The organism is uncultured Flavobacterium sp., assembly GCF_963975515.1.
Classification (GTDB): Bacteria; Bacteroidota; Bacteroidia; order Flavobacteriales; family Flavobacteriaceae; genus Flavobacterium.
Genome location: NZ_CAXBGY010000004.1, coordinates 76,128 through 89,630 on the forward strand (window position 1 = coordinate 76,128; position 13,503 = coordinate 89,630).

Genomic DNA, 13,503 nt, shown 5'->3' on the forward strand with positions numbered 1-13,503 from the left:
AAGGTATTAAATTACAACCAATTTTTAGCTTGATTATAATCAATAAAATAACGAATGCTAACAGAAAGTGTATGATTCAAATTGTCTGAAAAAACATTGTTTAAATTGCTACCATAACTCTTATTAATATTTCTATTAAAATCTGAAGCGTTATTTCGATATAAAACTGTTGCTTGACTACCTGGAGCAAACCACCAAGAATAAGATAAATCTAAATTCCATGTATTAAAATTTGAGTTTTTATTTGCATTATATGCTAAGTTTTCAAGTAATCTACCATTCTCTTGTAAGGTGTAAAACGAATTATTTTCTGCAAATGACCAATAATGGCGAACGGATAAACTAAAATTCATTTGACTGTTAATAGAATATTTACCAGTTAATGTGTTGTTAAGTGTGTTTCTATTTCTTCTTGCTAAAATAATTTCATCAGAATCACTTAAAAAATCAACCCAACCAATATTGTTTTTTTGGATGTATGGACTTATGGCATAAATTAGAGAAAGTTTATCGCTAAATCTATATCTTGGACTTACACTTAAACTATAGTTTTCTCTACCTTTCTCATTTACTTTTGAATATTCTGCATTAACATCGATTGCAAATTTATTATTATAATTAGTTGAAATATTAAAGAAACTACTATAATATTCAGGAAGTATTAAATAGCGGTCACTTACTCTTGCTTCATAATAATCATAGCTTTCAATAGGTCTAGTGCTAATTCCAAATCCGAAATAATGATTCTTTTTTGTGCTTGAATTTATATTAATATTAAAATTATTATCTTGAATATAATTAGAAGTGTTGTTAAATTCTAAATAGCTATTCAAGTTCACTCTAAATGAATTAAAATATTTTGTTGGGTTTAAAATACGATAACTAGCATTTGAAAAAATGTCATAATAATTAGTCAAAAAGTTAATACCTAAATCATTATTGTCATAATCTTTTGAAATATAATCTGCACCTAAACTATATCTGATTTTTCCAGCAGTTTCGGCTAAATAAATCGACGAACTTATTCCGCTAGTGTTTTTTAAATCATAAACACTACTCATTGTAACTTTTCCTGCTAAATTATAAGTGTTTGCTTTAGTATTTAAATCAAAAAGTAAACCTGAAACATTTGCATCTCTAAAATCACCATCTCTTGTTACATTTGTATTAATAAAAGTCACCGATGAGTTTTGATTAAAACGTTGATCAAAAACAGTAACATTATAATTGGTTAAAGGTGATATTAAGACATCTCTTATTGAGTTATTGTCTGTATTTCTAACATTAGCATAAGTATTTACAGTAATTGCATTTAAAAAACCAATACCTAAACCATCATTATTTCTACCAGAAATTTTTACAGCATTATATAGATTTGTTGAAGTTGGAGAATCTTCTATAATTTCGTTAGAGGCTAATTCTGGTTCAAAGTTTGGTAATGAGCCAATTCTTCTAGAGTATAATAAGCTTCCTTTGTTAAATAAATCTGTTCCTTCAGTAAAAAAAGGTCTATTTTCATTAAATTGTTGTTCAAATGGGCCAAGATTTAAAACAACATTATCATACTTTACCTGTCCAAAATCTGGAATTAATATTGCGTCTAATGTAAAAGCATCATTTAGTCCATATTTAATATCTAGTCCAATTTTTGGAGTTATTAGGGTTTTTCCATTATTTGAACTAACATAAGTTGATGCATAAGGAATAAGAAACAATCGAGTAGGAGGAGTAATTTTTTGAATACCATTTAATACTCCGGCTTGTTGAGAAAAAGCACCGATTTTATTATCAATATGATTCCAAGTGTATTTTTGTCTACTTCTTCTAACTTCTCTAAAAAAATTGATTCCCCAAGTTTGAATGTCTGTACTTGGAAAACGCAAAGCAGCATAAGGAATTTTTATTTCTACAACCCAACCTTCATCGGTGATTTTTGCTTTACTGCTCCAAATTGCATTCCAAGAATAATCTTCTCCGTCTTGAGATGTAAAATTACAATCGGCTTGACCGTTTGCTGCAGAAACATAAAATTGAAAATCTTGTTGACCATCGTTGTAACCATTTATAAAAACCCCAAATAGATCACTCGTTCCAAAATCATCTCTTTCAGTAATTTCTTTTAAAATTTTTGATGGTTCGCTGTCATAAAGTGTAGCTCCAATATAAACGGCATCATTGTCATAAATTACTTTAACTTCTGATCTTAGTTCTTGTGGTATTGGAGTTCCATTTTTGGGTTCAAAAGAAATGAAATCTTTCGCAATTTGAGCATTTTTCCAATCTTCTTCATTTAATTCTCCATCAATAGAAATAGAACCAAAAGCTGCTTGAAGTTGTTTTTTTGGAATTGTTGTAGTTTCTTGTCCATAAGAATAACAAGAAAAAATTAAAATTAAAAAAGTGATTATTTGTGATTTCATGATTGATGATTTCTGCAAAATTACTTTTTATTTTTTTTTTGAACTTTTTTTAAGAAAATATTAAGATTTCATTCCCTGTGTTTAAAAACATTTTTCGCTTGATTATAATCAATATAATATCTAAAACTAATTGAAATGGCGTTATTTGGGTTGTTAGATAAAACGTTTCTAAAATTATCTCCAAAATTTGTGTTAAAGGCACGCTCCTGTAGACTGGAATTGTTTCTATATAAGACAGAAACTAAACTACCTGGTGCAAACCACCACGTATATGAAAAATCAAAATTCCAAATGTTTCTATTAATGTTTTTGTTTAAGTTATAAGTTAAGTTGTTATCAAAATAACCATCTTCTCTTAATGTTAGAAACTTGTTATTTATAGCATGTGCCCAATAATACCTTACTTTTAAATTAAAGTTCATCACATTGTTAATGGAGTATTTACTAGTAAATTGATGCTCTAATGTGTTGATGTTTCTTCTTGCATAGATGATCTCAGAATTGTCATAATCAATTAAACCTATGTCATTTCTGTTCTTTATGCCTATTGCGGTATAGCGAACGTAAAACTTATCATTAAAACGATATTGTTGTCCTACCGAAAGTGTATAGCTTTTACGTCCTGGTTGGTCGTGTTTAATGAAGTTATTCGTTAAGTCAAAAGAATATTTTCTATTTTTATTTGATGAAATTATAGAAGTAAATTCAATGTATTTTGGATTGTAATTAAACCTACCATCAATCCCTGGGAAATAAAAATCAAAAGTTTCAAAAGGACTTCCTTCAATACTAAATTGAAGAATATCGTTCTTTAAATTATATGAAAGAGAGGAAAAACTTATTGTTCCTAATTGTAGTTTGCCTGTTGAGTTTTCAAATTCTGAATTTAATTCTGTTTTAAGCCTTATGTTATTAAATGTTTTTGTTTTTTTTAAAGTTCTATAACTTGCATTGGCATTAAAAGAATAATAATTGTTTCTAAAAAGAATACCTAAATCGTTGTGATCATATTCTTTTGAAATATATCCAGAACCAAAACCATATTGATATTTTCCTTTAGTATCACCAATAAAAAGTGAAGAATTTGTTCCTCTTTTAATTTCGTCTAAATTATTTACATAACTAAATTTAGTGTCACCTGATAATTTAAAGCTATTTGCTTTGGTGTTTAAATCAAAAACTAATCCAGAAACATTTGCGTCTCTTCCTGTGCCATTTCTAACAACGCTTGTATTGATAAAAGAAACAGAAGAATTTTTTCTAAAACGCTGGTCTAAAACAAAAACATTGAAGTTTGTAATTGGTTCAACTAATTCTTTTCTAGTATTATTTGTTGTAGTATTTGAAATTGTAGCATAAGTATTTTCAGTAATTGCATTTAAAAAACCAATACCTAGGCCTTTAGATGTTCTGCCAGAAATTTTAGTTGCATTTAATAAGTTAGTTGTGTTTGGGTATTCTGTAATTTCTTCTTCAGAAGTTACAGTTGGTTCTATAGTTGGTGATGCACCAATTCTTCGTGAATAAAATAAATTTCCTTTGTTAAATAAATCTGTCCCTTCTGTAAAAAAAGGTCTATTTTCATTAAATTGCTGCTCAAAAGGTCCTAATACTAGATTTACATTATCGAATGTAGTTTGACCAAAATCAGGCACAAGTATAGCGTCTAAAGTGAAGGAGTCATTGATTCCATACTTTATATCCATGCCTATTTTGAATTTATTGTTTGAACCACTATCATTATTATTGTGATAATATGAAGTGTAAGGAATAAAAAACAATCGAGTAGGAGGTTTTATATTTTCAATTCCTTCAAGAATTCCTGCCTGAACAACTTCGTCATTGAGTTTGCTGTCAATGAAATTCCAGCAATAACTAGTGTTGTCTTTTTTAATGTCACGAAACATATTTAAACCCCAAGTTTGTTTTTCCTTTTCAGAAAAACGCAAAGCAGCATAAGGAATTTTAAATTCTGCAACCCAACTATTTTCTGTGATTTTTACTTTACAATCCCAAATAGCATCCCACGAATAGTCTTCTCCGGCAGAAGTTGCAATTGCATCTAGTTGAACACCAGCTGCACTAATAAAAAAACGATATTCTAATTGATTGTCATTAAAACCATTAAAAAAAACTCCAAAATGATCTGAAGTTCCAAATTCATCTCTAAGTTTTATTTCTTGCAATATGTTTTCGGGATTGTCATACATGATTGCTCCAACATAAATTGCATCATCATCATATATTATTCTAACCTCAGTTTTTTTGTTCTTATTTTCTTCTTTTCCATTGTCTGGATAAAACATAATGAAATCAGTTGAAGGTAATGCGTTTTTCCATTCCTCTTCATTTAATTTTCCGTCTATAGATATATGTGTATTAACCCTATGAGCTAGGGCAACCTTTTTACTAGAAGTTTGTGCATTTACTGTATTTGCAAAGTATAAAAAAACTAAAAAAAGAATATTTTTGGTATTCATATAGGTATGATAAATAGGACAGTATCGTTAATAATCTTAAATATGAACAATAATATAAAAATATTTGCGTTAAAACTATCTAATTTTTACGGTTAAACCGTATTTTTCAGAAAAAGTGTTAATTTTTTTTTATTTTTTATAAAAATAATTACATTTGCCATCCCCAAGACAAATATTAATAACTAATTATCAATGGTTTATAAAATTTATTTTATTGTTTTTTTAAGTTTCTTCTCGATTAAACCTACAAAAGAGAGAGCAATAAATTCCACTAAGCAAGAAGTTGTTATGCGTTTAGCAGAAAACAACACAGTTTCAAAAACTGAACAAAAATTTTCTTTGATTGAAGAAAACTCTACAACAGTACCTTCACTTGAAAGTTTTGAAGTAGCTTTTGAAGGATATGAAAATTTAAAATCTCAAAATAAATTAGATAATAGTATTTTAACTATAATTGATTTTAGTTTGTCTTCAAACCAAAAAAGACTGTGGGTTATTGATATGGATTCTAATGAGGTTTTATTTCATACACTAGTTGCTCACGGAATGAATTCTGGTCAAGAATTTGCAACAAATTTTTCAAATAAATCAGAATCTTATAAAAGTAGTTTGGGTTTTTATTTAACTGCCGAAATTTATACAGGAAAACATGGTTCTTCTTTAAAGTTAGACGGAATTGAAAAAGGGATAAACGATAACGCTAGAGAAAGAGCAATCGTAATTCACGGTGCTGATTATGTGAGTGAAGCTTTTGCTAGAAATAATGGAAGATTAGGAAGAAGTCAAGGTTGTCCTGCTTTGCCAAGTGATTTAACAAGCAAAATTATTTCTAAAATTAAAAATAAATCGGTACTGTTTATTTATCATCCTTCAAGAAAATCAAGTCTTGTCAAGGGACTTATGTCTTAATTTTTCGTACAACTCATCATCTAATTTATAAACATCTGGACAAAAAATAATTTGCTTTTTTTCAACCCAGCATGTGTAATATAATTGAAATACTTTCACATTAATCTTTATTGGAACAACTTTGGTTTTTGCTTTTTTGATTATAGTGTCAATTTCAGATTCTTTCCATAATTCTTCATTATCTTTCATCAACATTGTCTTTGCAAAAGGTAGAGGTTCTTCAATACGAACACAACCTGAACTTAAGGCTCTATACGATCGCGAAAAATATTCTCGATGATTAGTGTCATGCAAATAAACCATGTACTTATTAGGAAAATTAAATTTAACTAAACCAAGCGAGTTATTATAACCAGGTCTTTGAACGTATCTATATCGTTTGTAGTTTTCATAATCCCACTCTTTTGGATTAACAGTGTCTTTCTTGTTGTTGAAAATAGTAATTCGATTACGAGTAAAATAACTAAGGTTTTTTGAAGCAGAAGGAACCAGATCTTCTTTTAAAATAGTAGGAGGAACAGTCCATGTTGGGTTAAAAACTAAATTATTAATTTTTGAAGTTAATATTGGTGTTTTTCTAGATGGTTTTCCAACCACAATTCGTTTAGTTTCTATAGTGTCATTTTCAAACACAAAATGAAGTTTGTATTCTGGAATGTTTATGAAGATGTAATTTTCTCCAAAATCTTCTGGAAACCATTTCCATCGTTCTAAATTGACTTTTAATTGTTCAATTCGTTTTTCTTTTGAATAATTTAATGCTTCGACAGTTCCTTTTCCAATTACTCCATCAGCAGATAAACCATTTCGCTGTTGAAACTTTTTTACGGCTTTTATGGTTTCAGGATCATAAATAGCAGTTCCGTTATTAGAAGATAAATCATTCCAATAAACTAATTTTTGTTTTATGATTTGAATCGTTTTAGAAGAATCATTCGCAACAATTTTAGTTTCAACAACAGTTTTTGGGAAATTATAGTCTGATTTCTCTAATATAGACTTCAAGCCTTCTTTTAAGTCTACGTAAGGTTTATTTTTTACAGCTACATCAATTAATAAATCATTGATTTCTTTATTTTGTATGGCTTCTATTATCTTTTTAATTTTAATTGGACTTTTATAAGGCAAATCCCAATCATTGTATAAATCTCTTGGATTTAATTTTCCTTTATGCAAATGGTCGGCTAAATTTTTAAATCCGTTTGAAAGTAATAAATCAAAAGTTTGATAATCACTATAACCTATTTTTGCTCTGTTTTTTTCAAAATAATCTATTTCTTTTAAATGATAATCTTCAGGAAATAAACCTTCTTGTTCACTGTTTCTTATAAAATCAATTAACGTTTTTCTGTTTTTATCATCATTCCAAATTATTTTATTGTCAAAAGAAGCATAAAGCTCTTTAATGACATCATTTTCTTTTTCTAAAAATTCAGGTTTGATAATATGATCAATAGAATCTTGATCCACAATAAAATTTGACTCTTTTGCAGGAACTGTTTTTTCTTTACAGCTATGTAAAAAAACAATCGTAAAAAGTATAAAAAGAAAGTATTTTTTTTTACTCATATATTCCAAATATAGTTTTATTTCTAAAAATTAAAAAATGCTATATCAGTTTCTTAAACATAATATAATGTAATCCTATGTTTTTTATATCAAAAGGTTTGCCATTTGTTTTATAATTTAATTTTTGATAGAAACTCTTAGCACTTTCTCTTGCATTGAACCAAATTAAGTCAATATTTAACTTTAAACAATAAGTTTCAACTTCCTGAATCAATAATTTTCCATATCCTTTTTGTTGATATTCATCTAAAACAGCCATTCCTCTAATCTGAAATTGTTTGTTTTCATTGAAATATTCGTTTTTTTTCTCAAATAATGAAACTACTCCTACTATTTTTTCATCTAAAATAAGCCCAAAATGTCTCGTTGAATCTTTTTCGTCGTCTTCAAAATAGCAAGATTCAATAGGTTTTCCCTTTCTTAAGACCAAATGTCTGACAGGATATGTATTTTTTTTGTCAATTTCTTTAATCGTTATCAATTTCTAAAGATTTGTTTATTAATTGGTTAAGTTGAATAATTAAATTAATGTAAATTTAGGATAAAAAAACAGTAAAATATTTCATTAAAAATTTGCAATTAAAAAAAGATTTACTGTATATTTGCACCATGTTAATGCGAAAGTAGCTCAGTTGGTAGAGCTCCAGCCTTCCAAGCTGGTTGTCGCGAGTTCGAGCCTCGTCTTTCGCTCTTAATTAAAAACAGTCTAACTCAAAAGGTTAGACTGTTTTGTTTTTATACCATTTAGATATTTAGAAAATAAGTTTTATTTTCTGTTTTCTTTATTTTAAATCTCCTAGCTCTGTTTCTGTTTCAATTTCAATTGTGTCTTCATTGCGTTTGAATAAACGAGCTGTTAAACTTCCTTTTAATTTAATTGAATTACCTTTTACTTCTAACCAACTTCCTTCTCTCAATCCTAAAACGGGTTGTGGATTATAAAAATGAAATTCTTTTATTCTAGTTTCACGAGTTTCACCCATGTGTGTTGAATTTGTATCTGGATCTAGATAATGTGGATTGATGTTAAATGAAACCAAACCTAATGTTCTAAAACTTGGTGGATAAGTTACAGGCATATCATTTGTTGTTCCCATTGTTAGACCGCATATATTACTTCCTGCGCTTGTTCCTAAATATGGTGTGCCCTTTTTTACGGCCTCTTCAATACTGTCTAAAACATTGTTTTTATAAAGTTCATTTACTAAAACAAACGTATTTCCTCCACCTATAAAAATAGCTTCTGCTTTTTCAATAGCTTCAACTGCATTTTGAAATTCATGAATGCCTTTTACATTTATATTAATTTTTGCAAAAGTTTCGCTTACTTTTTCAGTGTATTCGCTATGAGTTAAACCACTTGGTCTTGCATAAGGGACGAAAAGTAAATTTTTCACTCCTTCGAAATGAAGTTTAAGTGTTGGAAGTAAATAATCTAAATATCCACCATTGTGAAGAGTTGATGTGCTTGCAATAATTATTTTTTTCATTTATAGTTGATTTAAATCTATCATATAATTACAAATTTACATTTTTGCCTTAACATAAGTTTATAATCCTTTTAGATTTTGTTATGAATTCAATCAATTATATTTACAAAAGAAATAATCAAATTTTATGCATAAAAAACTACTTCTATTTATTTTACTTTTTCCTTTACTAATTGTGGCTCAAAATGATTCTATAATTAAAGGGAAAATTGTGTCCGAAATTAAAGGTTTAGATGGAGTTCATATTATTAATATTACCAATATTGCTGGGACTATTTCTGATAGTGAAGGTTATTTTACGATTAAAGCAAAAGTTTCAGATACATTATTATTCAGTGCCGTTTTTTTAGAAAAGAAAAAACATGTTGTTACAAGAGAAGAAACTACTCAAAAGTTGGTTTTAATTCCAATAGCGCCCTCAACCGAATATCTTAAAGAAGTTGTTTTAACTGAATATCCAGACATAAATGCTGTATCCTTAGGGATTCTTCAAAAAGCACCAAAAACATACACAAAAGCGGAAAGAAATCTTAGAGCAGCAGGAACATTAAAATGGTACAGCCCATTGTTAATTCCACTTGGAGGAATGAGTGTTGATGGTTTAATTAATCAAGTTAGTGGAAGAACTAACATGCTTAAAAAGGAGCTAATCATTGAAAGAAAAGAAATTCTACAAGAGAAAACATTAGATTATTTTGATAATGATTATTTGGTTAAAACCTTATATATTCCAGAAGAATATGTTGATGGATTTATCTATTATGTTGTTGAAGATGCTCCGTTTTCAAACGCAATGCGTGATAAAAACAAAACACGAGCTACTTTTTTATTACATCAATTAGCTGTAGAATTTTTAGAATTAAAGCAAATTCCATTAAATCCTCAAGACAGAAAAGAAAATCAATCCCAACAAATTAAAGAAGATAAAGATGAAAAATAAACTACTTTATATTTTTTTATTAGTTTCGTTTCTTTCATTTTCTCAAGTTAAAGAAAGAGATTTAATTGTTGGAAAAATAAAATCTGATTCTCTTGATGTAGAAAATATTACAGTTTTTAATGTTTCTTCTAATATTGGAGCTGTAACAGATATAGATGGAAAGTTTTCAATAAAGATTAGAGAAAAAGATACCTTAGTAATTCAAGGTTTAGCTTATTTGTCCACAAAATATATTGTTCAAAAAACAGATTTAGAAAAACAGATTTTAGAAATATATTTAAGAACAAAAATTAATGAACTAAATGAAGTTGAAGTTTCGCCTTATACTTTAACAGGCGTTTTAGAAGTGGATACGGGAAGAATAAAAACGTATACTCCAAATCTAGCGATTGATTTTTCTAAAATGAAACCAAAAGACATACGAGAAACAAGAGTAATAAACACAGCTATGCCAACAACTTTAGCGCAAACGCCAGTGAATTTTTTAGCGATTTTTGGATTTATTGGAAAAGGTATTAAAGAATTAGTGGGAAGTGATAAGAAAAAAATATCTTCTTCGGAAAAAGCTTTTAATGAAAAACGATTAAAAGACGTGGCTTCAAAACCTTTTGGCGAACACATGAAAGAACAATTTTCGAATCATTTTTTTGTGAATCAATTAAAAATTAAAAATGAAGATATTCCAATGTTTTTAGCTTTTTCAGAAACTTCAGCAAGTGAATTAGTTGAGTTTTTAAAACCAGAAAAGCATTTAAAACTAATAGAATATTTAATTTCTAAGGCAGAAGCTTTTAAAAAACTATAAAAAGAAGAATAAAATTTTATATTTGCTAAATGAAAAGGTTTATTATTACAGCTGTTTTGTTTTTTTTATCATTATCATTTACTTCATTTTCAACTCATAAATTCTATATTGGAGTTTATCAAGTAGATTATAAGGTAGATAAAAAGGAGTTTCAAATTACATCAAGAGTTTTTATTGATGATATAGAAAAAGCTCTGGAAACTAAGTTTAAGAAGAAATTAAATTTAGCAACTTCTAAGGAAAGTAAAGAAGCTGATGAGTTAATTACAGCCTATTTTAAAGAAAAATTTAAAATTTCAGTTAATAATAAGTCGCAAGAAATGATTCTTTTAGCAAAAGAATATGAAGATGACGTGCTTATTTGCTATCATAAAATAAGCTATTCAGGAAAAATAAAATCATTAAACATTTATAATACAATCTTAACAGAACAGTTTTCTGAGCAACAAAATTTGCTTCATATTAACATAAACAGTAACAAAAAAAGTTTTTTGTTTACTAATAGCAATACAAAAGAAGAAATAGAATTTTAATTACTAACTATAACTAACCTAATGAAAACTAAATTAACTTTAATTTTTTGTGCTTTTCTTACTTTTTTTGGGACAATTAATGCCCAAGAAAAACAAGAAGACAAAAAGAAAGAACCAGGACATTATAACGAAAATAAGTTTCGTCAAATGTATGACTTATTAGCAACGCCTAATATGTTTAGAACGGCTTCTGGTGCACCAGGACCAGCTTACTATCAACAACAAGCAGATTATAAAATCAATGTTGAGGTAGATGATAAAAATGCAAAATTATACGGAACAGAAACTATAACTTATACAAATAATGCTCCAGAATCATTAGATTATTTGTGGATTCAGTTAGATCAAAACATGCGTTCTCGTACTTCTCAAACTCCTTTAGTTGGTAACGAAAGAATAAGTCCAGCTTTAACAGAAGATAAATTTGCTAAAGAATTTATGGAGAAAGGTTTTGATGGAGGGCATAATTTAGAATATGTAAAAGACGCTAAAGGAAACCCAATGAAATATATAATCAATAACACAATGATGCGAATTGATTTGGATAAACCTTTAAAAAACAAAGAAAAAGTTACTTTTTCAATCAAATGGTGGTATAACATTAATAACTATAGAGTAGTTGGTGGCCGTTCTGGTTATGAGGAATTTGAAGACGGAAATCGCTTATTTGTAATGGCTCAATTCTTTCCAAGAATGGCTGTTTATAATGATGTAGAAGGTTGGCAAAATATGCAGTTTTGGGGAAGAGGTGAATTTGCTCTAGTTTTTGGAGATTATGATGTAAGTATTACCGTTCCTGCAGATCATATTATGGAAGCAACTGGTGAACTTCAAAACAGAAAAGATGTTTATACTTCTGAGCAAGTTAAAAGATGGGAAAAGGCAGAAAACACTTTTGATAAACCAGTAATCATTGTTACTCAAGCTGAAGCAGAAAAAGCAGAAAAAGGTTTTTCAGATAAAAAGAAAACTTGGCACTTTAAAGCAAAAAATGTGCGTGATTTTGGATTTTCTACTTCACGTAAATTTATGTTAGATGCAATGGCTGTTCAATTAGAAACGGTTAAACCAATGGCAATTTCTATTTATCCAAAAGAAGCAAATCCACTTTGGGGAGATTTTTCTACAAAAGCAGTTGCTCAAACTTTAGTTACATACTCAAAACATACGTTTGATTATCCTTATCCAAAAGCTGTTTCAGTTTCAGCGCAAGATCAAGGAATGGAATATCCAATGATTTGTTGGAATTTTGGTCGTCCAGAAAAAGACGGAACTTATACTGACAGAACTAAATACGGAATGTTAGGTGTAATTATTCACGAAGTTGGTCACAACTATTTTCCAATGATTGTAAATTCAGACGAAAGACAATGGACTTGGATGGATGAAGGTTTAAATACTTTCTTAGAATATTTAACAGAATTAGAATTTGATGCAAATTTCCCAACAGATAGAGGTCCAGCGGCTAAAATTGTACCATACATGAAAGGAAACCAAAAATTTATTGCTCCAATTATGTCAAATTCTGAAAATATTTTTCAATTTGGTTCAAACGCATACGGAAAACCAGCAACAGGTTTAAATATTCTTCGTGAAACAGTTATGGGACATGAATTATTTGATCATGCATTCAAAACTTACGCTCAACGTTGGAAATTTAAACACCCAACTCCAGAAGATTTCTTTAGAACAATGGAAGATGCTTCTGCAGTAGATTTAGATTGGTTTTTTAGAGGATGGTTCTATTCAACGGATTATGTTGATTTAGGAATTAAAGAAGTTAAAGAATATTATGTTTCCATGGAACCAACTTCAGAAATGAAGGATTATAAAATGAGAACAGGTCGTTTTACTTATGATGAAGGACCATTTATTTATCTTGTTGATGCAAATCACAAAGAATTTAATGCTAAGAATAAAAAAGCATTTGAAATAAAAGATGTAAAAATGTTAGCTGATTATGTTAGTGAACATTATACTGCAGAGGAAAAACGTGAATTAAAATCCCCTAAATTTTTCTACGAAGTAGAATTCGAAAAACCAGGAGGAATGATTATGCCAATTATTGTTGAATTACAATTTGAAGACGGAACTTCTGAAACTCAAAAATTCCCAGCTCAAATATGGAGAATGAATAACGATACAGCTAAACGTGTTTTTGCAACAGAAAAAAAGATTGTAAAAATTCAATTAGATCCGAAATTAGAAACAGCTGATATTGATGTGGAAAACAACACATGGCCAAAAGAAGCAGCAAAATCTAAGTTTGATGAATTAGAAAAGAAATAGTAGTGTTTTTTATATTTCCCCTCCTTTGGAGGGGTGCCTAAAAGGCGGGGTGGCAAAACCCAAATATG

Annotated in this window: 10 protein-coding genes and 1 tRNA gene; 6 read left to right on the forward strand and 5 right to left on the reverse strand. The window is 28.6% G+C overall.

Translation table 11 applies throughout. The features are described 5' to 3' along the window. Positions 1-11: 11 nt before the first annotated feature. Together AAC008_RS06710 and AAC008_RS06715 are read right to left on the reverse strand one after the other, a co-directional pair. Positions 12-2,420 (reverse strand): DUF5916 domain-containing protein, encoded by a 2,409-nt coding sequence (locus AAC008_RS06710; protein WP_339888243.1) that lies wholly within the window; start codon positions 2,418-2,420, stop codon positions 12-14. A 68-nt stretch (positions 2,421-2,488) separates the two neighbouring features. Next, complete coding sequence (locus AAC008_RS06715; protein ID WP_339888244.1) at positions 2,489-4,900, reverse strand: DUF5916 domain-containing protein; 2,412 nt, start codon at positions 4,898-4,900, stop codon at positions 2,489-2,491. Between the two features lie 192 nt (positions 4,901-5,092). Between AAC008_RS06715 and AAC008_RS06720 the strand changes: the two genes are divergently transcribed. Next, a complete protein-coding gene (locus AAC008_RS06720) occupies positions 5,093-5,809 on the forward strand; it encodes a murein L,D-transpeptidase catalytic domain family protein (RefSeq protein WP_339888245.1) in 717 nt (238 codons plus the stop codon). Here the strand turns inward: AAC008_RS06720 and AAC008_RS06725 are convergent. Both AAC008_RS06725 and AAC008_RS06730 read right to left on the reverse strand, forming a co-directional pair. Then, positions 5,780-7,378: a L,D-transpeptidase family protein gene (locus AAC008_RS06725; RefSeq protein WP_339888246.1), complete on the reverse strand. Its 1,599-nt coding sequence runs from the start codon at positions 7,376-7,378 to the stop codon at positions 5,780-5,782. The genes AAC008_RS06720 and AAC008_RS06725 overlap by 30 nt on opposite strands. 40 nt (positions 7,379-7,418) lie before the next feature. Next, entirely contained in the window at positions 7,419-7,859 is a 441-nt protein-coding gene (locus AAC008_RS06730) for a GNAT family N-acetyltransferase (protein WP_339888247.1), read from the reverse strand. A 136-nt stretch (positions 7,860-7,995) separates the two neighbouring features. Between AAC008_RS06730 and AAC008_RS06735 the strand changes: the two genes are divergently transcribed. Then, positions 7,996-8,068 (forward strand) — tRNA-Gly (locus AAC008_RS06735). A gap of 92 nt (positions 8,069-8,160) precedes the next feature. On the opposite strand, the gene pepE is transcribed toward AAC008_RS06735, so the two are convergent. Beyond that, complete coding sequence (gene pepE / locus AAC008_RS06740) at positions 8,161-8,868, reverse strand: dipeptidase PepE (protein ID WP_339888248.1); 708 nt, start codon at positions 8,866-8,868, stop codon at positions 8,161-8,163. A gap of 127 nt (positions 8,869-8,995) precedes the next feature. Here pepE and AAC008_RS06745 point away from each other — a divergent pair, with 127 nt between their 5' ends. Genes AAC008_RS06745 through AAC008_RS06760 form a run of 4 tightly spaced genes read left to right on the forward strand, consistent with a single transcriptional unit; the run spans position 8,996 to position 13,435 of the window. Further along, entirely contained in the window at positions 8,996-9,808 is an 813-nt protein-coding gene (locus tag AAC008_RS06745) for a hypothetical protein (protein ID WP_339888250.1), read from the forward strand. Then, positions 9,798-10,613, forward strand: a complete 816-nt coding sequence (locus AAC008_RS06750; protein ID WP_339888251.1) for a carboxypeptidase-like regulatory domain-containing protein — start codon at positions 9,798-9,800, stop codon at positions 10,611-10,613. Before AAC008_RS06745 ends, AAC008_RS06750 begins: the two co-directional genes overlap by 11 nt. A 29-nt stretch (positions 10,614-10,642) precedes the next feature. Then, positions 10,643-11,146, forward strand: coding sequence for a DUF6702 family protein (locus AAC008_RS06755; protein ID WP_339888252.1), 504 nt, complete (start codon positions 10,643-10,645; stop codon positions 11,144-11,146). A gap of 21 nt (positions 11,147-11,167) precedes the next feature. After that, positions 11,168-13,435 (forward strand): M1 family metallopeptidase, encoded by a 2,268-nt coding sequence (locus AAC008_RS06760; RefSeq protein ID WP_339888253.1) that lies wholly within the window; start codon positions 11,168-11,170, stop codon positions 13,433-13,435. Positions 13,436-13,503: the final 68 nt, after the last annotated feature.

Coding starts and splice junctions, on each gene's coding strand:
- AAC008_RS06715 (WP_339888244.1), bottom strand. CDS start 4,900: ATGAATACCAAAAATATTCTTTTTTTAGTTTTTTTATACTTTGCAAAT.
- AAC008_RS06760 (WP_339888253.1), top strand. CDS start 11,168: ATGAAAACTAAATTAACTTTAATTTTTTGTGCTTTTCTTACTTTTTTT.
- AAC008_RS06750 (WP_339888251.1), top strand. CDS start 9,798: ATGAAAAATAAACTACTTTATATTTTTTTATTAGTTTCGTTTCTTTCA.
- AAC008_RS06710 (WP_339888243.1), bottom strand. CDS start 2,420: ATGAAATCACAAATAATCACTTTTTTAATTTTAATTTTTTCTTGTTAT.
- AAC008_RS06755 (WP_339888252.1), top strand. CDS start 10,643: ATGAAAAGGTTTATTATTACAGCTGTTTTGTTTTTTTTATCATTATCA.
- AAC008_RS06725 (WP_339888246.1), bottom strand. CDS start 7,378: ATGAGTAAAAAAAAATACTTTCTTTTTATACTTTTTACGATTGTTTTT.
- AAC008_RS06745 (WP_339888250.1), top strand. CDS start 8,996: ATGCATAAAAAACTACTTCTATTTATTTTACTTTTTCCTTTACTAATT.
- AAC008_RS06720 (WP_339888245.1), top strand. CDS start 5,093: ATGGTTTATAAAATTTATTTTATTGTTTTTTTAAGTTTCTTCTCGATT.
- pepE (WP_339888248.1), bottom strand. CDS start 8,868: ATGAAAAAAATAATTATTGCAAGCACATCAACTCTTCACAATGGTGGA.